Annotated in this window: 16 protein-coding genes; 3 read left to right on the plus strand and 13 right to left on the minus strand. The window is 72.9% G+C overall.

Features of this window, described 5'->3' with window-relative positions:
- Positions 1-40: 40 nt before the first annotated feature.
- Positions 41-577, minus strand: a complete 537-nt coding sequence (locus QFZ71_RS19985) for an alkyl hydroperoxide reductase (RefSeq protein ID WP_228990416.1) — start codon at positions 575-577, stop codon at positions 41-43.
- A gap of 12 nt (positions 578-589) precedes the next feature.
- Entirely contained in the window at positions 590-1,144 is a 555-nt protein-coding gene (locus QFZ71_RS19990; RefSeq protein WP_003966619.1) for a peroxiredoxin, read from the minus strand.
- Between the two features lie 133 nt (positions 1,145-1,277).
- On the opposite strand from QFZ71_RS19990, the gene QFZ71_RS19995 reads away from it, so the two are divergent.
- Entirely contained in the window at positions 1,278-2,252 is a 975-nt protein-coding gene (locus QFZ71_RS19995) for a hydrogen peroxide-inducible genes activator (protein ID WP_307669552.1), read from the plus strand.
- Between the two features lie 139 nt (positions 2,253-2,391).
- Here the strand turns inward: QFZ71_RS19995 and QFZ71_RS20000 are convergent, their stop codons facing one another.
- The 5 genes from QFZ71_RS20000 to QFZ71_RS20020 form a co-directional block, all read right to left on the minus strand.
- Positions 2,392-4,785 carry an ABC transporter permease gene (locus tag QFZ71_RS20000; RefSeq protein ID WP_307669553.1) on the minus strand — a complete coding sequence of 798 codons (2,394 nt, stop codon included), beginning with the start codon at positions 4,783-4,785 and terminating at the stop codon, positions 2,392-2,394.
- Complete coding sequence (locus tag QFZ71_RS20005; protein ID WP_307669554.1) at positions 4,782-5,468, minus strand: ABC transporter ATP-binding protein; 687 nt, start codon at positions 5,466-5,468, stop codon at positions 4,782-4,784. Before QFZ71_RS20005 ends, QFZ71_RS20000 begins: the two co-directional genes overlap by 4 nt.
- Positions 5,465-5,989: a PadR family transcriptional regulator gene (locus QFZ71_RS20010; RefSeq protein ID WP_307669555.1), complete on the minus strand. Its 525-nt coding sequence runs from the start codon at positions 5,987-5,989 to the stop codon at positions 5,465-5,467. Before QFZ71_RS20010 ends, QFZ71_RS20005 begins: the two co-directional genes overlap by 4 nt.
- 121 nt (positions 5,990-6,110) lie before the next feature.
- Entirely contained in the window at positions 6,111-6,407 is a 297-nt protein-coding gene (locus QFZ71_RS20015; RefSeq protein ID WP_307669556.1) for a hypothetical protein, read from the minus strand.
- Positions 6,404-7,375: an SPFH domain-containing protein gene (locus QFZ71_RS20020; protein ID WP_307669557.1), complete on the minus strand. Its 972-nt coding sequence runs from the start codon at positions 7,373-7,375 to the stop codon at positions 6,404-6,406. Before QFZ71_RS20020 ends, QFZ71_RS20015 begins: the two co-directional genes overlap by 4 nt.
- Positions 7,376-7,615: 240 nt before the next feature.
- Here QFZ71_RS20020 and QFZ71_RS20025 point away from each other — a divergent pair, with 240 nt between their 5' ends.
- Positions 7,616-9,847 (plus strand): transglycosylase domain-containing protein, encoded by a 2,232-nt coding sequence (locus tag QFZ71_RS20025; protein ID WP_307669558.1) that lies wholly within the window; start codon positions 7,616-7,618, stop codon positions 9,845-9,847.
- 66 nt (positions 9,848-9,913) lie between these two features.
- Here QFZ71_RS20025 and QFZ71_RS20030 read toward each other — a convergent pair whose 3' ends face one another.
- From QFZ71_RS20030 to QFZ71_RS20040, 3 genes are all read right to left on the minus strand, one after another.
- Complete coding sequence (locus tag QFZ71_RS20030; protein WP_307669559.1) at positions 9,914-11,824, minus strand: ATP-binding SpoIIE family protein phosphatase; 1,911 nt, start codon at positions 11,822-11,824, stop codon at positions 9,914-9,916.
- Positions 11,825-12,208: 384 nt separating this feature from the next.
- Positions 12,209-12,895 carry a DUF402 domain-containing protein gene (locus tag QFZ71_RS20035; protein WP_307669560.1) on the minus strand — a complete coding sequence of 229 codons (687 nt, stop codon included), beginning with the start codon at positions 12,893-12,895 and terminating at the stop codon, positions 12,209-12,211.
- A gap of 146 nt (positions 12,896-13,041) precedes the next feature.
- The gene (locus QFZ71_RS20040) at positions 13,042-14,448 is read right to left on the minus strand and encodes an aspartate ammonia-lyase (protein WP_307671523.1); all 1,407 of its coding nucleotides are present in this window, start codon (positions 14,446-14,448) and stop codon (positions 13,042-13,044) included.
- 139 nt (positions 14,449-14,587) lie between these two features.
- On the opposite strand from QFZ71_RS20040, the gene QFZ71_RS20045 reads away from it, so the two are divergent.
- The gene (locus QFZ71_RS20045; protein WP_307669561.1) at positions 14,588-16,141 is read left to right on the plus strand and encodes a ricin-type beta-trefoil lectin domain protein; all 1,554 of its coding nucleotides are present in this window, start codon (positions 14,588-14,590) and stop codon (positions 16,139-16,141) included.
- 97 nt (positions 16,142-16,238) lie between these two features.
- Here QFZ71_RS20045 and QFZ71_RS20050 read toward each other — a convergent pair whose 3' ends face one another.
- From QFZ71_RS20050 to QFZ71_RS20060, 3 genes are all read right to left on the minus strand, one after another.
- Complete coding sequence (locus QFZ71_RS20050) at positions 16,239-18,887, minus strand: amino acid adenylation domain-containing protein (RefSeq protein WP_307669562.1); 2,649 nt, start codon at positions 18,885-18,887, stop codon at positions 16,239-16,241.
- Between the two features lie 101 nt (positions 18,888-18,988).
- Positions 18,989-19,864: an SDR family oxidoreductase gene (locus QFZ71_RS20055; protein WP_307669564.1), complete on the minus strand. Its 876-nt coding sequence runs from the start codon at positions 19,862-19,864 to the stop codon at positions 18,989-18,991.
- Positions 19,861-20,595, minus strand: coding sequence for a thioesterase II family protein (locus tag QFZ71_RS20060; protein ID WP_307669565.1), 735 nt, complete (start codon positions 20,593-20,595; stop codon positions 19,861-19,863). Before QFZ71_RS20060 ends, QFZ71_RS20055 begins: the two co-directional genes overlap by 4 nt.
- Positions 20,596-20,641 lie beyond the last annotated feature (46 nt).

The raw sequence follows: 20,641 nt of genomic DNA on the forward strand, positions 1-20,641 counted from the left end.
GTCCTCGGGGCTCTTTCCGTGCGTCAGGGGTGGTGCGGTGTCACTGCTCGGCGAGTACGGCCTCGGCGTCGAGGGTCACACCGACCGCCTGGATCACCGAAGCGACCTTGACGGCTTCCTGGATGGTCTCGCGGTCCACGCCGGCCTTGCGGAGCACCTGCTCGTGGGAGTCCAGGCACTGGCCGCAGCCGTTGATCGCGGAGACGGCGAGCGACCACAGCTCGAAGTCGACCTTCTCCACACCCGGATTGCCGATGACGTTCATCCGCAGGCCCGCGCGGAGCGTGCCGTACTCCGGGTCCGACAGCAGGTGCCGGGTCCGGTAGAAGACGTTGTTCATCGCCATGATCGCGGCCGCCGACTTCGCCGCGCTGTACGCCTCGGCGGAGAGGTTGGCCTTCGCCTCGGGCTCCAGCTCGCGCAGCACCTTCGGCGAACGCGAGGCGATCGCGCAGGCCAGCACGGTGCCCCACAGCTGCTGCTGCGGGAGGTCGCTGTTGCCGATGACCGAACCCAGGTTGAGCTTCAGGTCCTTGGCGAAGTCCGGTATGGCGGACTTCAGTTCGTCGAGTGCCATGTCCGTATCAGCTCACTCGCCCGAGAGGAGCGCGACCGGGTCCAGGGTGTTCTCGCCCTTGGTCCAGTTGCACGGGCACAGCTCGTCGGTCTGCAGGGCGTCGAGGACCCGCAGGACCTCCTTGGGGTTACGGCCCACGGAACCGGCGGTCACCATCGTGAACTGGATCTCGTTGTTCTGGTCGACGATGAAGACGGCGCGCTGGGCGAAGCCGTCCTCGCCCTCGATGCCGAGGTCACGCATGAGCTCGTGCTTCGAGTCGGCCAGCATCGGGAAGGGCAGGTCGGTCAGGTCCGGGTGGTCCTTGCGCCAGGCGTGGTGCACGAACTCGGAGTCACCGGAGAAGCCGAGGATCTGCGCGTCGCGGTCGGCGAACTCCTCGTTCAGCTTGCCGAAGGCGGCGATCTCGGTGGGGCACACGAAGGTGAAGTCCTTCGGCCACGCGAAGACGATCTTCCACTTGCCCTCGTAGGTCTTGTGGTTGATCTGCTCGAACTCCTTGCCGCTCTCCAGCGAGACACAAGCAGTCAGGTCGAACTCGGGGAACTTGTCACCGACAGTGAGCACGCGCTCTCCTTGCAACGTCTGGAATTCCCTTTTTGAGGGTCTTCCTGAGGGTTGGACGGTTCCCACCTTGGCACAGAGTGCATTGATCACGGAAATAGCTACACTCGGTCGAGATGATCGGAGGTACCTATCAGTGAGCCAGGGCAATCAGGGCATACGCCCCAAGCAGTACGGCAAGCAGCCCAGCCTGTCGCAGTTGCGTGCCTTCACAGCCGTGGCGGAGCATCTGCACTTCCGGGACGCGGCGGCAGCAATCGGGATGAGTCAGCCCGCGCTCTCCGGGGCGGTGTCCACCCTGGAGGAGGCACTGGGTGTCCAGCTCATCGAGCGTACGACGCGCAGAGTGCTGCTCTCTCCCGCCGGGGAACGGCTCGCGGTGCGGGCCGGGGCGGTGCTGGACGCCGTCGCCGCGCTGATGGAGGAGGCGGAGGCGGTCCGTGCCCCGTTCACCGGGGTGCTCAGGCTCGGCGTGATCCCGACCGTCGCCCCGTACCTGCTGCCCACCGTGCTCCGTCTCGTCCACCAGCGCTACCCGGACCTCGACCTCCAGGTCCACGAGGAGCAGACCTCCTCGCTGTTGGAGGGGCTGGCCGCCGGACGGCTCGACCTGCTGCTGCTCGCCGTCCCGCTGGGGGTGCCGGGCGTCACCGAGATCCCGCTGTTCGACGAGGACTTCGTGCTGGTCATGGAGCAGGACCACCGGCTCGGCGGCCGGTCGGACATTCCGCGCGACGCGCTGCGCGAGCTGCCGCTGCTGCTTCTGGACGAGGGGCACTGCCTGCGCGACCAGGCCCTCGACATCTGCCGCGAGGCCGGCCGTACCGAGGGCGCGCCGGTGACCACGACCGCCGCCGGGCTCTCCACCCTGGTCCAGCTGGTCGCCGGCGGGCTCGGGGTGACGCTGCTGCCGCGGACCGCGGTGACCGTGGAGACCGGCCGCAACGAGGCCCTGGCCACCGGGTACTTCGCGGACCCGGCGCCCACCCGCCGGGTCGCGCTGGCGATGCGGACCGGATCGGCGCGCGGCGGCGAGTTCGAGGAGCTGGCCGCCGCCCTGCGCGAGGCGATGCGCCCGCTGCCGGTGCGGCCGGTGGCGGAGGACGGCTGAGGGGCCGCCTCCTCGCGCACGGCCGGAAACCCTCCGGCGGGGTACGCACGCGTACGGCCGGGAGCCGTCGGCCGGGTGCGCGCGTACGGCCGGGGCCCCCGTTTCCGGAGGCCCCGGCCGTACGCGGATCAGGCGGGTGTCACTCGGTGCGCAGACCCTCCGGGCGCATCAGGCGCCACAGCGACGGCAGCGATGCCAGGGTCACCAGGGCGATGAGTCCGCCCCCGGCACCGACCATCGGCAGGAACAGCCACCAGTCGGCCACCGGCTTGCTGATCATCCAGGTCAGCGTCGCGCCGAGGCCCAGGCCGCCGGCGACCGCGACCGCGAGGCCGAGCAGTACCGGTACGGCGGTCTGCCACAGCACCGACCAGCCGAGCGTGGCGCGCCGGGTGCCGAAGGCCACCAGCACCGACAGCAGCCGCTTGCGCTCGCGCAACTGCTCCAGCTGGGAGACCAGCATCGAGGCGGCGATCAGCAGCAGCACCACGGTCGCCCCGACCTGGAGGCCGGTCCGCACGCTGTCGTACTGGCGGTCGCGCGCCACCGGGTTCAGCTCGACGAAGCGCATTCCGGGGTCGATCCGGAACGCCGTGTTGCGTACGCGCTCCGCGACGTCCGGCGCGCTCTCGTCGACCCGGATCTGCGCGACGATCGTGGCGCCGGGCAGCTTGCTCGCGTCCAGTGCGCCGGTGGTCGCCATGATCCCGAAATGGGTCTCGCCCATCGGGTCCTTGCGCCCGGTCACGGTCGCGGTGTCGGCGGGCAGTGTCCACCGGAACGGCTTCGCGCCCATCCCCTCGCCGATCAGGACGGTCTTGCCCTTGCGCGCGGTCCGGTCCACCCAGCCCGCCTGGTCCTTGTCGTCCGGGGGGTGGACGACGAAGGCGTCACCGTCCTCGCAGCGGTCGATGCGGGCCAGTTCGCGCAGGGTCGCGCAGGTGCCGATGGTCAGCGAGGTGGTGGGCTGGATGTCCTCGTCCTTGTACGTGCCGGGCTTGGTCGCGAACGCCTCCACCGAGCCGATCACCCGCTCGACGCCGTCGGTGGCGCGGAACTGTTCGATGGCGGAGGTGGCGGCCTCGCCCGTGACGTCCTCGGAGTACCCGGCGAACTGGGCCCGCGAGGGGTCCTGGCCGGTGACGTGGTGGAAGTCGGCGTTCATCGAGGCGAACAGCATCTGGAGGGCGATCGCCCCCGCCACCGCGACCGTCACGCCGCTGACCGCGCGGGACGCGGCCCCGCTGCTCAGCTGGAGCCGGCGGGTGGCGAGCTGCCAGGGCACCGGGCCGCCGCGCAGCCGGTTCACGCACGCCTCGACCAGCCACGGCAGCAGCAGGGCGAGACCGACCAGCACCAGGACGGCGCCGGAGGCTATGGCGAACGGGTTGACGGGCTCGTAACCGTTGGTCCGGCCCGTCACGCCGAGCACCGCGAGACCGCCCGCCGGCATCAGCAGCCGCCACCAGAGCCTGCGCCCGCGCTCGCGGGCCCGGCGTACGACCCCGAGCGGCTCGATCGCCACGGACCGCATCGCCATCAGCGTGACGAGGACGGCGGTCAGCGGCACCGCCACGACGATGAGCAGGGCCAGCCGGGGGTCGGGGGCCAGGTCGGCGGGGAACGCGCTGACGTCCCAGACCTCCACCGAGCCGGCGAACAACCGGCCCACCAGGAAGAACACGAGTCCGATCAGCAGCCCGAGCAGCGCGCCGAACATCGCCTCCCCCGCGGCGATCCGCCGGGTCGTCCGGATGTCCGCGCCGACCAGGCGCAGCGCGGCGAGCCGGCGGTCGCGGCGGTCGCCGCCGAACCGCACGGCGGTGGCGATGAAGATCGCGACCGGCACCAGCAGGACCACGCAGACCATCACGACGAGCACGATGAGCAGCGGCGGCAGCGGTTCGGCCTCGCGGGCGACGCCGTACCCGGTGACGCGGTGGCCGCCCTTGGCGGTCGTCAGGGTGTCGCTGCCCGCGTAGTAGAGGAGCTCGCCCGGCGAACGCAGTCCGGCGTCCCCGATCGTTCCGGTGATCCTGTACGGCAGCCGCTCGCGCAGCAGCTCGTTCTCCGGGGAGGTGAGCAGCTCCTCCAGCGCGGGGGAGACCACCATCGTGTCCGCGGCGGGGAAGCGGCCGACGCCCGGCGGCAGGACGGGGTTCGTGCCCTCCGGGCGCATCAGGTAGCCCTCGACCGTCCGGTCGCGGTACTCGGAGGAACCGTTGATCCGCAGCACCGAGCCGTCCGTCTTCGCATCGGACGACGCGGAGGCCGTGGTCTCCTTGCGCGCCTGGTCGCGGGCGCTGCGCTCGTCCAGCAGGTGCGGTACGGAGGAGGCGAGCAGCAGCAGGGCGACGCCGAGGCCGACGCCGACGGCGGTCAGCAGCGTACGGGTCCAGCCCTCGCGGCCGCCGCCGGCGGCGAACCGGATGCCGAGGCCGAGGTCGCGGAGGAGTGTCGCGCCGCGTGAGGGGGGCGACGGTCGCGGAGGCGCCCCGGCCCCGGTCGTGCCGGGCTTGTCGAGCAGGGTCATGCGGAGTGCTCCAGATCGCGGGCCCGTCCGTCGCGCACGGTGACGTCACGGTCGGAGTAGGCGGCGACCCTCGCCTCGTGGGTCACCAGAACCACCGCCACGTTGGCGGACCGGGCCGCCTCGGTGAGCAGCTCCATCACCCGCTCGCCGTTGAGGGAGTCCAGCGCACCGGTCGGCTCGTCCGCGAAGATCACCTTCGGCGAACCGGCCAGGGCACGGGCCACGGCGACCCGCTGGCCCTGTCCGCCGGAGACCTCGCCGGGGCGCTTGTCCCCGAGGGTGTCGACCTCCAGGCGCTCCATCCACTCCAGGGCGGTGCGCTCGGCGGCCTTGCGCTTCACGCCGTTGAGCCGCAGCGGCAGGGCGACGTTCTCCACACAGGTCAGCTCCGGGACGAGCTGGCCGAACTGGAAGACGAAACCGAAGTCGCTGCGCCGCAGGGCGCTGCGCTCGGCGTCGGACATCGCGGACAGCTCGCGGCCCGCGTAGGTGATGGTGCCGGAGTCGGGGGTGATGATCCCGGCCAGGCAGTGCAGCAGGGTGGACTTGCCGGAGCCGGAGGGGCCCATCACGGCGACGACCTCGCCGGGGTGGACGGAGAACGACGCGCCGTCCAGGGCGGGCGTCGCGCCGTAGGTCTTGCGCAGATCGCGCGCGGCGAGCAGGGAGCCTTCGGGAATCACGGAGCCACCACCTTGGCGAGCTGATCGAGACGGGCTGCGGTCAGTTCCAGCCAGCGCAGATCGGCTTCGAGGTGGAACAGGGCGTGGTCGCAGATGAGCTGGTCGGCGAGGTCGCCCGTGCGCTTGCGGTCGGTGAGGATCCGCATCATCCGCAGGTGCTCCGAGCGCTGGGTGTCCAGCAGGCCGGCCGCGCTGCGGTCGGTGAGCAGTGCGAGGACGACCTTGGTGTACAGCGTCGACTGGAGGTACGGCTCGGGCTTCTCGGGCGTGGCCAGCCACTGCGAGACATCGGTGATCCCGGCGTCGGTGATGGCGTACCGCTTGCGCTCCGGGCCTCCTTCGCTCTCGACGCCGTCGACCTCGACGAGTCCGTTCTTCAGGAGCCGGGACATCGTGGAGTAGACCTGGCCGTAGTGCAGCGGGCGGTCCTGGCCGAACTTCTCGTCGAAGGTCCGCTTCAGGTCGTAGCCGTGCCGTGGGCCGGACTCCAGGAGCCCGAGGAGGGTGTGACCGATAGACATGAGAGCACTGTACATGGTGTGTATACCTGCGATGTATACGCGTCCGGAAGGCGCCCCCGACCCATCGAGCGGGCCGGGGGCGCGGTGCGGGGGGCGTCGTACGGGCCGGGGAGCGCCGGGGTCACGGTCCGCCCCGGTCACCGGTCGCGGGCGGGTCCTCCGGGGGCTCCGGCCCCTCCGGCGGCTGTTTGGGCGGCCGCCCCCGCCGCGCGATCGGCCGTACGGCCGCCGGCAGCCGGCCCGCCTCCGCGAGCGCCCGCCGCAGCAGGAACTCGATCTGCGCGTTGGTGCTGCGCAGCTCGTCGGCGGCCCAGCGGGCGAGCGCGTCGTGCACCGCGGGGTCCAGCCGCAGGAGCGTCTGCTTGCGCTGCGGCGGCCGGGACGCCGGGGGCCGGGGGGGAGGTGTCTCGTCGGTCACTGGTAGAGGGTGCCCGTGTTGAGGACCGGCTGAGCCGAACGGTCACCGCACAGCACCACCATCAGATTGCTGACCATGGCGGCCTTCCGCTCGGAATCCAGCTCCACGATGTCCCGCTCGCCGATCCGGTCCAGTGCCATCTCGACCATGCCCACCGCACCCTCCACGATCTGCTGACGGGCCGCGACGACCGCGCCGGCCTGCTGGCGCTGGAGCATGGCGGAGGCGATCTCGGGGGCGTACGCGAGGTGGCTGAAGCGCGACTCGATGATCCGGACGCCCGCGGCCTGCACCCGTGCGGTCAGCTCGGCGGCCAGCTTCTCGGTGATCTCCTCGGCGTTGCCGCGCAGCGAGAGGCCGTCCTCCTCGTGGGCGTCGTACGGGTACTCGATGGCGATGTGCCGGACGGCCGACTCGGTCTGGGTGGCGACGAACTCCAGGAAGTCGTCGACCTCGAAGAGCGCCTGGGCGGTGTCCTCGACCTTCCACACGACGATCGCGGCCAGTTCGATCGGGTTGCCGTAGGCGTCGTTGACCTTCAGGACGGCGGTCTCGTGGTTGCGGACGCGGGTGGAGATCCTGCGGCTGGAGGTCAGCGGGTTCACCCAGCGCAGTCCGTCGGCGCGGATCGTTCCGACGTACCGGCCGAAGAGCTGGATCACCCGCGCCTCGCCCGGAGCGACCATCTTCACGCCGCTCATGCAGAAGAACGAGGTGATCACGAGGAGCACGCCGAGGATGAGGAGCGGGACCCCGACCGCGTTGCTGCCGTTCGCGCCGATCGCCCCGCCGGCGATGGCGAGGCCGGCCCCGGCGAAGACGCCGAGCACGGTCAGGAGCAGTCCGAGGCCGCCCGGTATGGAGTGTGCGGTGACTTCCCTGACCTGCGGCGCGGGCATGTCGGGCGCGTCGATCGTGAGATCGGCCGCCAGGGCGTCCGGGCGGTGGCCGTCGGGCTGGGCGGTCATGGGGTCCCCCGTTCCGCGTGGTATCGCACCACGCTATCAATGTGATGACACATTATCGGATCTCGCAACCTTGTCCACCTCTGAGGAGTCGGTTCCTACGAGAGCGGGTGCTGATTCTCACGTCCGTAAAAGGCTGGATCGCTTGTCTTTTGTCCCTGTCGTCGGTGTTAGCTGGCAGGTCTGAGCGAACTGACGAGACCGAGCTAGCCGGTCGAGCAGAGAAGCGGGAGCTACACACCAATGGGTCGAGCGGATGCGCGACGAGCCCGGGCGCGGGAGACGCGCGGGGACCGGAAGAGCGGCGGCATACGCGGACTCTTCACATGGAAGAAGCTGCTGGGCACGTTCTTCGGGATCGTCCTGCTGGGCATGGGCGCCTTCGGCGCGCTCTACCTGTATGTCGACGTCCCGGCCGCCAACGCCATGGCGGAGCGGCAGAGCAACGTCTACAAGTACAGCGACGGCACCGTCCTCGCCCGGACCGGCAAGGGCGTCAACCGCCAGATAGTCGACCTGGAGCAGGTGCCCGAGAAGGTCCAGCACGCCTTCGTCGCCGCCGAGAACAAGACCTTCTACAAGGACCAGGGCGTCGACCTGAAGGGCACCACCCGCGCTCTCTTCAACACCCTCAGCGGCAAGGGCAAGCAGGGTGGTTCGACCATCACCCAGCAGTACGTGAAGAACTACTACCTGACGCAGGACCCCACCGTGAGCCGCAAGCTCAAGGAGCTGGTGATCTCGCTCAAGGTGGACCAGAAGCAGTCCAAGGAACAGATCCTCGCCGGGTACATCAACACCGCCTACTACGGACGCGGCGCGAGCGGGGTCCAGGCCGCCGCCCAGGCGTACTACGGCGTGGACGCCGAGGACCTGAACGTCGCGCAGGGCGCCTACCTCGCCGCCCTCCTCCAGGCCCCCAGCCAGTACGACTGGAACTCCGCGACCCCCACCGGCAAGAAGCTCGTCAAGGAACGCTGGGCCTACACCCTGCGCAACATGGTCGAGATGAAGTGGCTGAGCGAGTCCGAGAAGGCCGGCCTGGAGTTCCCCGTCCCGCAGAAGCCCAAGGCCGCCCCCGGCATGGAGGGCCAGGCCGGCTACCTCGTCGAGGCCGCCAACAAGGAGCTGGAGAAGCAGGGCGTCACCGAGGAGGACCGTCTGGCCGGCGGCTGGACCTTCACGCTCACCGTCGACAAGAAGCGCCAGAAGGCGCTGGAGAAGTCGGTGGACGACCAGCTGGAGTCCAAGCTCGACCGCGAGGGCAACAAGGTCGACGCCACCGTCCAGGCCGGTGCGACCTCCGTCGACCCCAGGACCGGCAAGGTCGTCGCGCTGTACGGCGGCGAGGACTACGTCAAGCACTACATCAGCAACGCCACCCGCCAGGACTACCAGCCCGCCTCCACCTTCAAGCCGCTGGTGCTCGCCTCCGCCCTGGAGAACGAGTCGACGACCCAGGACGGCAGCCTGATCGGGCTCAACACCGTCTACGACGGCACCAGCAAGCGGCCCGTCGTCGGCAGCGACACCCCGTTCGCCCCGCAGAACGAGGACGACCGCAGCTACGGTCGGATCTCCGTCCAGCAGGCGATGAACAACTCGGTCAACTCCGTCTTCGCGCAGATGATCGTCGACGTGTCGCCGGCCAAGGCCAAGGCGACCGCGCTCGCCCTCGGCGTACCGGACAAGAACTTCCCCGAGCGCCCCGCCGTCAGCCTCGGCACCATGAACGCCTCGACCTGGGACATGGCCGGGGCGTACGCCACGCTCGACAACCACGGCCGGAAGGTCACCCCGCACATCCTCCAGTCCGCCGAGCACCGCGACCGCACGGTGACGCCGCAGAAGCCCAAGCGGGAGCAGGCCATCAGCCGCGCCTCGGCCGACACCGTCACCAAGGCGCTCACCGGGGTCGTCGACGCGGGCTCCGGCCGCGAGGCCAACACCTCCGCCTACGACGCGGCGGGCAAGACCGGCACCTCCGAGGACAACAAGTCGGCCTGGTTCGCCGGGTACACCCCGGAGCTGACCACGGTCGTCGCCCTCTTCGGCGAGGGCGACGGCGGCCGCAAGCAGGTCTCCCTCACCGGTACGGCCAACTCCGGCCGCGCCAACGGCGGCGGCTTCCCGGCCCGCATCTGGGCCGACTACACCCTCGGCGCCCTCGGCGGCGGCTCGGACCGGACCTTCGACCTGCAGGACGTGGAGCGCGGCGAGGTGCCCGCGCCGCCGACCCCGTCCGACACGCCCTCCGAGGAACCCAGCGAGTCCCGGGAGCCGACCCCGTCGGACACCCCCTCCGAGAAGCCGAGCGAGACGCCCAGCGAGACCCCGACCACCCCCGCCCCGCCGACCAGCAGCAGCCCGCCGACCAGCACGCCGCCCACGGACCCGGAGTTCCCGCCGCTGCCCGGGGAGAGCGACGGCCAGCCGGGCGAGCGGCCCGGCGGCAACGGAGCGGCCCCGCGGTGAGGCCGTGACGACGGCAGGAGGGGGCGGGCCCGGCAGGGCCCGCCCCCTCCTGCCGTGCCGGGACCTCTACTGAGCCGCCCGCGCCGCCATCTCGAACCAGATGACCTTGCCCGTCGAGAGCCGCGTCGCGCCCCACCGCCGGGCCAGCCGGTTGACCAGGAACAGGCCGCGCCCGCCCTCGTCCGTCTCCCGCGCCTTGCGCTGCCGGGGCAGCTGCGGGGAGTCGTCGCCGACCTCGCAGCGCAGCACGTCCGTCCGCAGCAGCCGCAGCGTCACCGGCCGCTCCGCATAGCGCACGGCGTTGGTGACCACCTCGCTGACCAGCAGCTCCACCTCGTCGGCCAGGTCGTCCAGACCCCACCGGCTCAGCGCCCGGCGGGCCAGCCGGCGCGCCCGGCCCGGTGCGGCGTCCTCCGGCTCCAGGTGCCAGTACGCCACGTCGCTCGGCGCGATACCGTCGAAGCGGGCGGCGAGCAGCGCGATGTCGTCGTCCCGGTCGCCGGGCCCGAGCATGTCCAGCACGTCGTCGCAGAGCGCTTCCAGCGGCGGCGCGTGGTCCTGCCCGGTGAGCTGGGCGGTCGCCGCGAGGCGCTCCCGCAGCTGCTCGATGCCCGTCCACACGTCCCGCAGCCGCGACTCCACCAGTCCGTCGGTGTAGAGCAGCAGCGTGGCCCCGGCCGGCGCGTCCAGCTCGACCGCCTCGAAGTCGACGCCGCCCACCCCGATCGGGGCGCCCGCCGGCACCCGCAGCACCTCGGCCCGCCCGCCCAGGTGCAGCAGCACGGGCGGCGGATGTCCGGCGTTGGCCACGGTGATCCGGTGCGCGACCGGGTCGTACACCGCGTACAGGCAGGTCGCCATGCGGTCGCTGCCGAGGCGCTGCGCCTGCTCGTCCAGGTGGTGCAGCACCTCCTGCGGCGGCAGGTCGAGCTGGGCCAGGGTCTGCGCCGTCGTCCGCAGCTGGCCCATGATCGCCGCCGACGTCATCGAATGGCCCATCACATCGCCGACGACCAGCGCGACCCGGCTGCCGGGCAGCGGGATCGCGTCGTACCAGTCGCCGCCCACCCGCGCCGTCTCGGCCGCCGGGAGGTAGCGCGAGGCGAGCCGCACACCGGTGGGCTGGGGGAGCGAGTCGGGCAGCATCGTGCGCTGGAGCTCGTCGGCGATGTAGGCCTCGCGCCCGTACAGCACGGCCTTGTCGATGCCGAGCGCCGTGTGCGTCGCCAACTGGGCGGCGACCAGCAGGTCACTGGCCTCGAAAGCCGGCCGCTCGGTGCCGCGTACGAAGACCGCCGCGCCGATGACCCGGCGGCGTCCGCGCAGCGGGGCGAGGATCGCCCGGTGGCCGGTGGGGACGGACCGGCCCGGACCCAGCAGCTCCGGCAGCGCGGCCCGCGCCGCCGCCGAGTCCCCGAAGACCGGCCGCACCCCGCGCAGCACCTCGGCCAGCGCACCGCCCGGCCGCACCTCGCACAGCTCGGCGGCGGGCATCAGATCGGCCTGCGGATCGAGGATCAGCGGGCGCAGCCGCTCCGTCTCGGAGCCGACCGCCTCGGCGCCCTCCTCGTCGCTGACGCGCAGCCGGTCGCTGCGGCGCAGCCGCAGCACGAACGGGCTCACCGGGCGCTCGTCGCCCACCGGGAGCGGATCGCGCAGATAGACGAGGATCGCGTCGGAGAAGGTCGGGACGCTGGCCCGGCACAGCCCGAGCACGATCTCGTCGAGATCGATGCCGCGGGCGATCCGCCGGGTCGCCGCGCCGACGAAGCGCAGCCGGTCGCCCTCGCGGCGGGTGGCCGCCTGTGCTTCGGCGACGGCGGCCGCTCCGGGAACCGGGCCGGGCGCGGCGGCCGGAGCGGGCACCGCGGCCGCCGCGGCTGCGGCAGCGGCGTCCTGCTGCCGGGGCCGGGTGCGCTCCTGCTGCCGGGCCGCGAGCGGCTGCCGGCCTTCGTGGGAGGTGGGGTGCTCCGTCACGCGTGGGATTCCGTCCGTCCGGGCCGGTTGTATGAGGCAGTCACCTCGTGGGGCGCTACTGTGCCCCGGCAAGCGCGGGAAGAACAACGGCTGTCACCGGATGCCCCCGATGAAGGGGCCGAAACCGAACGCTGCGGACATGGCCGACGGGCGACCCCTCCGACGGCGGGCGTGGCGAGCGCGCGGCGGACAGCGTGCATGTCTCCACCCCCTCGTAGTGGCTCCCGCGTCCGAGCGGAACGTCCGGGCCCGTGGCCCGAACCTCCGCGCGGCCGGCGCGATGACGTGCGGTCAGTCCCGGTGTGGCGTCCGCTGGTTGCGGCGATCGGCCCTCCGTGCGTCCGGGCCTGCCGACCGGACCACCCGAAGGGTTCTTCCAGGGTCTCACGACGGCATACGGGCAGGGGTGCGGTCCCAGTCATCCGGCAGCGGCGGCACCGGCCACGCCGGATCGGGCCGCCAGTGCTCCCAGCCGTCCCGGAACGGCGACCCCCACCCGGTGATCACCTCCACCGCCGCCAGGCCCGCCTGCCGGACCCGCAGGGCGGTCCTCCGGTTCATCAGGCCGACCTGCTGCGCCTGCGCGAACTCGTCCTCGTCCAGCCATCTCCAGCTCCGGTCGGGGTTCACGGAGATGTCGAGAAAGTGATCCTCGGAATCCACCCCTCCGGACCATCGGCTGCGGGGCTCCTCCAGGTTCACGTACCAGTTGCGGAACATCCAGCCGCGGTCCCAGAACAGCCATACCGACCACGGCTCGCCGGGCCGGGCCAGCTTCAGCACGCCGGAGCCGAACCAGGTCGAACGGGCCGTGGTGCGCGGCGCGGTGTAGCGGGTGGCCAGCGGCTCGGCGTGCACCTGGGTGCCGTCCGCCAGCACCGGCCGTACGCACTCGGTGCCGGGCGCCATCCAGACGGCGAGCAGGTCGTCGGTGTCCTGGACGACGGTCACCGGGCGGCAGATGTGCACGGGCGGGACCCCGGCCGTCCCGTGGGCCCGGCCGTTGTCGCGGTAGCGCCAGAGGATCTGGTCCCCCGGCGCCCAGCGTGTGCTCTCTCCCGTACCTGTCATGGAGAGATCTTACGGAGCGCTCCCTCCGTCCCGCTGCGACTCAGCTCACCCGAGGCCGGGACCGGGGGCCGGCCGGGCCGCCGCGGGCCCGGTCCGGAGACCGGCCCGGCCCGCGAAAGAGCCGTGCCGGGCCCCGGAACCGCCGGTCACGGGCGGGTCATCCGCAGCACGTCCAGCGCCTCGTCGAGCTGCTCCGTCGTCAGATCGCCCCGCTCCACGTAGCCCAGGGCCAGGACCGTCTCGCGGATCGTCGTCCCGTCCGCGAGCGACTTCTTGGCGACATTCGCCGCCTCCTCGTAGCCGATGTACTTGTTGAGCGGGGTCACCACGGACGGCGAGGACTCGGCGTAGGCGCGGGCCCGCTCCACGTCGGCGGTGATGCCGTCGACCGTGCGGTCGGCCAGCAGCCGGGAGGCGTTGGCGAGCAGCCGTACGGACTCCAGCAGGTTCTTCGCCATCACCGGGAGCATCACGTTCAGCTCGAAGTTGCCGGCCGCGCCCGCAGCGGCCACCGTCGCGTCGTTGCCGGTGACCTGGGCCGCCACCATCAGGACCGCCTCGGGGATCACCGGGTTGACCTTGCCCGGCATGATCGACGAGCCGGGCTGCAGGTCGGGCAGCGCGATCTCCGCGAGGCCGGTGCGCGGCCCCGACGCCATCCACCGCAGGTCGTTGCAGATCTTCGTCAGTGAGACGGCGATGGTCCTGAGCTGGCCGGACGTCTCCACCAGCCCGTCCCGCGCACCCTGCGCCTCGAAGTGGTCGCGGGCCTCGGTGAGCGGCAGCCCGGTGGCCGCCGCGACTTCCGCGATCACGGCGGCGGAGAAGCCGGGCGGGGTGTTGATGCCGGTGCCCACCGCCGTGCCGCCCAGGGGCAGTTCGGCCAGCCGGGGCAGGGAGGCGCGCAGCCGCTCCACGCCGTGGCGGACCTGCGCCGCGTACCCGCCGAACTCCTGGCCGAGGGTGACCGGGGTGGCGTCCATGAGGTGGGTACGGCCGGACTTCACGACCTCCGCGAATTCGGCCGATTTCCGCCCCAGGGAGTCGGCCAGATGATCGAGCGCCGGGATCAGGTCGGCGGTGACGGCGGTGGTGGCCGCGATGTGGATGGAGGACGGGAAGACGTCGTTGGACGACTGGGAGGCGTTCACATGGTCGTTGGGGTGGACCTCGCGGCCCAGGCGCTCGGTGGCGAGGGTGGCGATCACCTCGTTGGCGTTCATGTTCGAGGAGGTACCCGACCCGGTCTGGAAGACGTCCACCGGGAAGTGGTCGTCCCAGCGGCCCGAGGCGACCTCCTCCGCCGCTTCCTGGATGGCGGCGGCGATGTCCGGATCCAGCACCTTCAGCTCGGCGTTGACCCGGGCGGCCGCGCCCTTGATCCGGGCCAGCGCCTCGATGTGCGCCCGCTCCAGGCGCTGCCCGGAGATCGGGAAGTTCTCCACCGCCCGCTGGGTCTGGGCCCGCCACTTGGCGTCCGCGGGAACCCGCACCTCACCCATCGAGTCGTGCTCGATCCGGAACCCGTCGCCGTCGGGGGCGGGGCCCGGCATATCGGCCGATGTGGGGACTGACCTGTCGACCATGGTGTTTAAACCTCCTGAAAAAGATGAGCACGTGTCTTGTTCTATGTATTCCCAAGCGGCCTACCGCCCAGTAAATACCGGGGGTAACCACTTACCGGGAGGCGCAATGAGGCGCACCAGCACCAGAGTTCGAGGGCACCGAAGCCTTCGCCGGCTCCGCTGTACGATCGCCGCCGCCGTCGCTCTCGCGGCTGCCGTCGGCGGTATGGCCGCCGCCGGACCCGCGGGCGCGACGGAGTCGGGTACCAGCTCTATCGCATCCACTCCTCTCCCGCCCGCCCTGGAAGCCGTCCGCGCGGCCGAGGCCACCCAGCTGTACGGGAGCCCCGCCGAGCGGCCGCTCGGCGACCGCAAGACCGGGCTGATCTCGCTCGGCGACAGCGAGATCTCCGGCGAGGGCGTCGGCACCTACGACCCCGGCACCAACGGGCCGGACAACTGGTGCCACCGCTCGCCGGAGGCCGCCATCCACCGCACGGGCATCGCGGCGGACGTCACGTACAACGTCTCCTGCTCCGGGGCCTATACCGGGAACATCAAAATCGGCGGGAACAAGCAGTACGCCGACGAGCTCGTGCAGAGCGACAGCCTCGCGATCAAGGCCCGCAACACCCGGATCAAGATGATCGTGCTGGTCGCCGGGGCCAACGACGACCTCCAGTTCGGTCCCGTCATGACCGACTGCGTGGTGCGCTACATCAGCCTCCAGGGCCCGTGCGAGCCCAAGTACGCGGGCGGCTGGCAGGCCCGTGTGGACGCGCTGGTCCCCAAGGTCGAGCAGACCGTCCGCGACCTGCGCACCGTCATGACGGACGCCGGATACGCGAACAACGACTACAAGCTCGTCCTGATGGGCTACCCGAGCCCCATCGGCCCGGACTTCCACGACAACCCGAGGTTCCCCGGCAAGCTGGCCTGCGGCGGACTCGGCTACGACTCCGACACCGTCTGGGGCCGCAACACCGCCGTGCCCGCCTTCCAGGTCGGCATGCGCAAGGCCGCCGCGAGCACCGGGGCCGCCTACCTCGACAACTCCCGGCTCTTCCACGGTCACGAGGTGTGCAGCGAGAGCCCCTGGGCGCGCGGCCTCTACATCGACCTGACCAAGCCCGGCCTGCCCGACGAGAACTCGGTCCGGCAGTCCTTCCACCCCAACGCGGCCGGCCACCGGGCCTTCGCGTCCTGCCTGACCCAGATGTACGGCTCCGGGCTGCGCGAGGCGAGCTGCGCCGACCCGGCGAGCACGGGGAACCCGGTCCTGACGCGGGCGGCCTGGGACGACGTGTTCACCCCGCTGAAGAACGAGGCCACCGGCAGCTGTGTGGACGTGCCGGCGTCGGTCACCCGTAACGGCACGGCCATCGGCGGCTGGGACTGCCACGGCGGGCGCAACCAGAACTGGTGGTACGACAGCGGTACGCAGACCGCCCGCACCGCGCTCAGCCACGACCGCTGCCTCGACGTGCCCGGCGCGAAGTACGACGCCGGCGCCACGCTCGTCGTCTGGGACTGCTCGGGCGCGGCCAACCAGAAGTTCGTCCGGCAGGCGGGCACGATCCGCCCGGCCGCCGCGACGGGCCTGTGTCTGACGCTGGCGGGGGCGAAGGACCCGCTCAGGCTCCAGACGTGCGACGGCAGCGCGAAGCAGCGCTTCGCGTAACCGGGAACGGGGGCGGCCGTGACGGTGCGGCCGCCCCCGTGTCGTGCCCCCGCCCCACGCCCCCGATGTCCTGCCTTCCCGGCCGGGGGCGACCGCGTCACGCCTCCTCGGCCGGAGCCTCCTCGGCCAGGGCCTCGGACAGCGCGCCCAGGGTCGGGGTCAGGTACAGCTGGCGCAGCGGTATGCCGGGCAGCCCGCGCTCGCGGGCGAGGGCGCCGATCCGGATCGCGTACAGGGAGTTGCCGCCCAGGTCCCAGAAGTCGTCGTCCGGTCCGACCTCCTGGACACCGAGCACGTCCCGCCAGACGGCGGCGAGGACGGCGTCCGGGGACGCGGGCCCGGCTCCGGCGGCGGGCCCGGCTCCGGCTCCGGTCCGTGCGGGCGCCGGGGCAGGGGGACGGCGAGGCCCGGACCCCGGCGCGGGCAGCCGGGCCCGGTCCAGCTTGCCGTGGGCGGTGAGCGGGAGGGCCGCCAGCACGGTCACCGTGGCGGGCACCATGTGCGCGGGCAGCAGCCGGGCGGCCCGCTCCCGTACGGGTCCGGGGTCCCCGTCCGCGTCCGGGGCGGGGACCACGTACGCGTCGATCCGCACGGCCGCAGCGTCCCCCGTCCCGCCGCCGGTCACGGTGACCGCCGCCGCCGACACCGCCGGGTCCTCCAGCAGGACGTGCCGGATCTCGCCCGGCTCGATCCGGAACCCCCGCACCTTCACCTGGTCGTCGATCCGGCCCAGGTGTTCCACCCTCCCGTCGGGCAGCAGCCGTCCGAGATCGCCGCTGCGGTAGAGCCGTCGTCCCGCCGGGTCCAGGGGGTCCGGGACGAAGCGTTCGGCGGTCAGGGCGGGCCGGTCCAGGTAGCCGAGGGCCACCCCCGCGCCGCCCACGTGGATCTCTCCGGGCGCACCCGGCGGCACCGGCCGCCCGTACGCGTCCAGGACCCGGACCGACCAGCCGGGCAGCGGCCGCCCCACCGACCGGGAACCGGCGAGGGCCTCGCGGCGGGTCACCGTGGCCGCCGTGACATGGACGGTGGTCTCGGTGATCCCGTACATGTTGACGACCCGGCAGCGGTCCTCCGGGTGCCGGTCGAACCAGTCCACCAGCGGACGGGCGTCCAGCGGCTCGCCGCCCAGCACCACCAGGCGCGGGGCGGCCGCCTCCGCCGCGCTCCGGTCGGCCGCCGCGAGCTGGGTGAACGCCGAGGGGGTCTGGCTCACCACGGTGACCTTCTCCCGGACCAGCAGGGCGTGGAAGTCCTCCGGCGAGCGCGTGGTCCAGTGGTCCACGACCACCAGCCGCCCGCCCGTCAGGAGCGCGCCCCAGATCTCCCACACCGAGAAGTCGAACGCCGCCGAGTGGAAGCACGTCCAGGTGTCGTCGGGGGAGAGGCCGAAATCCTCCCGCACGGCGTCCACCAGGGCCGTGACGTTGGCGTGCGGGACGAGGACCCCCTTGGGGCGGCCGGTGGAGCCCGAGGTGTGGATGACGTACGCGGAGGAGCTGGGCGTTCCGCGCGGCGCGGCGGGCCGGGGCGCGTGGCCCGTGAGGTCCGCCGGGTCCTCGACCGTCAGCCGGACGCCCGCGTCCCGCGCGGTGCGCGCCCGCCGGTCCGCCGGATGCTCCGGGTCCAGCGGTACGTACCCCGCGTCCGCCTTCAGGACGGCGAGCATCGCCGCCACCAGGTCGGCCGAGCGGTCCAGGCAGAGCCCGACGAGATCACCGGGACGGACGCCGTGGGCGTACAGGCCGTCGGCCAACGCCTCGGCTCGGGCCTCGAGTTCGGCGTACGAGAGGGTGGTGGAGCCGCAGGTGAGGGCGGGCGCGTCCGGGTGGGCGGCGACCCGGACGGCGAACGCCTCGTCGATGCGGGGGGAGGGCGGGGCCGTGCGCGTCGCCCCGAGCGCCAGTTGGGCGGCGGACTCCTGCTCGCTCAGCGGATCGAGCCGTGCGAGCGGCGTGCCGGGCGGAGCCTCGGCCAGCGCCCGGCAGACGCGGTGCACGTGGTGAGCCGGTACCGGGAGGGCGTCCGCGCCGGCCGGCAGGGCGGGGAGCCCCGTCCCGTCTCCCGCCGTCACCCCCGTCCCGTCTCCCGCCACCAGTTCCAGTGCGGGCGGGTCCTCGCCCCCGGCCGGGGCGACCGGCTCGGCGGCGAGCAGCTCCGCGACCGTACGGCCGGGCGAGAGGTCAGCCGTGAACACCGCGTACCCGTCGAGCGCCCCCAGTGCGTACGGCGGCCGGTCACGGGCCGGTACGGGGACGGCGACGCGCACCGAGGCCGCGCCCGTGTACCGTCCGGCGGTCACCGCGAGGGCCCCGGCCAGGCGGCGGGTCGCCTCGTCCAGACGCAGGTCCAGGGCGTACGGGCCGTCGACCGGGGTCACCGCCCCGGGGGCCGCGTCGCCCCGCAGCACCCGGCCGATGAGCCGCACCGAGCGGGCGTCCAGCGCGGCGGCGTCGGCGGTGAGCACGAGGTCGGGGCCGGGTGCGCCCTGTCCGTCCCCGTCCCGGTAGAGCAGCAGCACCGCGCGCAGCCGGTGGCCCGGCGCGAGCGGACGGCGGGCCTCGGCCGCGCGGCGGCGGACGGCCCGGTCCGAGGCGGCCGGGGCGGGGACGGTCTCCGTCCACAGCCGGGGGCGGCCCTCACCGGGCCACCACCGTTCCGCCGCCGCCGCGAGGACGGCGGCGAGCGCGGCTTCATCGGTGCCCGGCGGCAGCCGGAGCGTCAGGGTGTGCTGGACGGGCGGCACGAGCGCGACTCCTCGCGGAAGAGGGCGGACCGGGTCCTCGCGGAACACGGCGGAACAGGCGGAAGAACGGGGAACGGGGCCGAACACGGCGGTGCCCGGCGTCAGCGGGCGGTGAACCCGCCGTCCACGGTGACCACGCTGCCCGTCACCTGCCGGGACTCGTCCGAGGCCAGCCAGAGCACCGCGCTCGCCACCTCGTCCGGCTCCACCAGCGCGTTCATCGGCTGGTCCCGGACGAAGGCCGCCTCGTGCTCCGCGACCGGCACCTCCAGCGAGCGGGCGATCTCCGCCAGCATCCGGCCCTCCATCGCCCCGTCGTCCCGTACCGAGCCCGGACACACCGCGTTGACCCGGACCTTGCGGGGCGCGTAGTCCAGGGCCACCGCCTTCGTCAGGCCCACCAGCCCGTGCTTGGCCGCGACGTACCCCGCGAAGTGCCGGTAGCCCACCAGCCCGGCCGTCGAGGCGACGTTGACGATCGACCCGGACCCCCGCGCCACCATCCGGGCCCCCACCGCACGGATCGCCCGCCACGCGCCGCCCAGGTCCACGTCGATCATCAGCTGCCACTCGGCCTCGGTGATCTCGTGTGCCGGACGGCCCGAAGGGGCGGCGATCCCCGCGTTGTTGACCAGCACGTCGATCCGCCCGAACCGCTCCTCGGCCGCCCGAGCCGCCGACTCCAGCGCCGCCAGGTCCCGGACGTCCGCCTGCCGGGTCAGCACGGCGGACCCGAACTCCCCGCAGAGGGCGGCGGTGTGGGCGAGTTGGGACGCCGAACCGAGCGGGTACGGCACGCCGGGCAGCTCGCCCGGCACATCCAGCAACAGCAGGTCCGCCCCCTCACGGGCGAACGCCAGCGCACAGGCCCGGCCGAGACCCCGCGCCGCCCCGGTGATCAGCGCCGTCCGCCCCGCGAGCCGCCCCGGACCGCGACCGTCCCCGGTCACCGGCTTCCCGCCGCCCTCGCCCGTCACCGGTCCCCCGCCGCGCGTACCCCGGCCGCCACCAGGTCCAGCAGGTCGCCCGGACGCTCGGCGAGGTACATGTGCCCGCCGGCCGGTTCGGCCACCGTCAGCTTCCCCGTCGTCGCCCGGCCCCACCCGGCCGCCTCCGCCGCGCCGACCAGGGCGTCGTCCCGCCCCCGGACCGACAGCACCGGAACGCTCAACGGCCCCTCGAAGGAGGGGACATACGTCTCGTGGAGCCGGACGTCCGCCCGGAGCGTCGGCAGCAGCAGCTCCCGCATCTCCGGGTGCGCGAGCGCCGGGTGGTCGTACCCGGCGAAGGTCCGGACGCGGGCCGCGAACTCCTCGTCCGGCAGCCCGTCCGCCCGGTCCGTACGCGGCGTCCACGGGCCGGGCGCACCGCTGACCACCAGCGCGTCCAGGCGGATCGCCCCGCCCGACCGCTCGATCCGGTGCGCCACCTCGTACGCGAGCACGGCACCCATGCTGTGCCCGAACAGCACGGCCCGGCCGCCGCCCCCCGCCCCGCTGCCGAGCGCCGCCGCCACCTGCGCGTACGCGTCGTCGGCGGCCGGAGCCGCCGAGGTGTACGCGGGCTCCGCGAACCGCTTCTCGCGGCCCGGCAGGGAGACGGGGAGAATCCGCAGACCCTCCGGTGCCAGGTGCTGCCAGGGTGTGAAGAAGGAGGGGCCGGCCCCGGCGAAGGGCAGGCAGATGAGGACGGTGTCTTCGTCGGCCACGGTCGATCCTGTTCTCTTTCGCTTCTCTTTCGCTCTGTTCACGGAG

Source organism: Streptomyces sp. V2I9 (genome assembly GCF_030817475.1).
Taxonomy (GTDB): domain Bacteria; phylum Actinomycetota; class Actinomycetes; order Streptomycetales; family Streptomycetaceae; genus Streptomyces.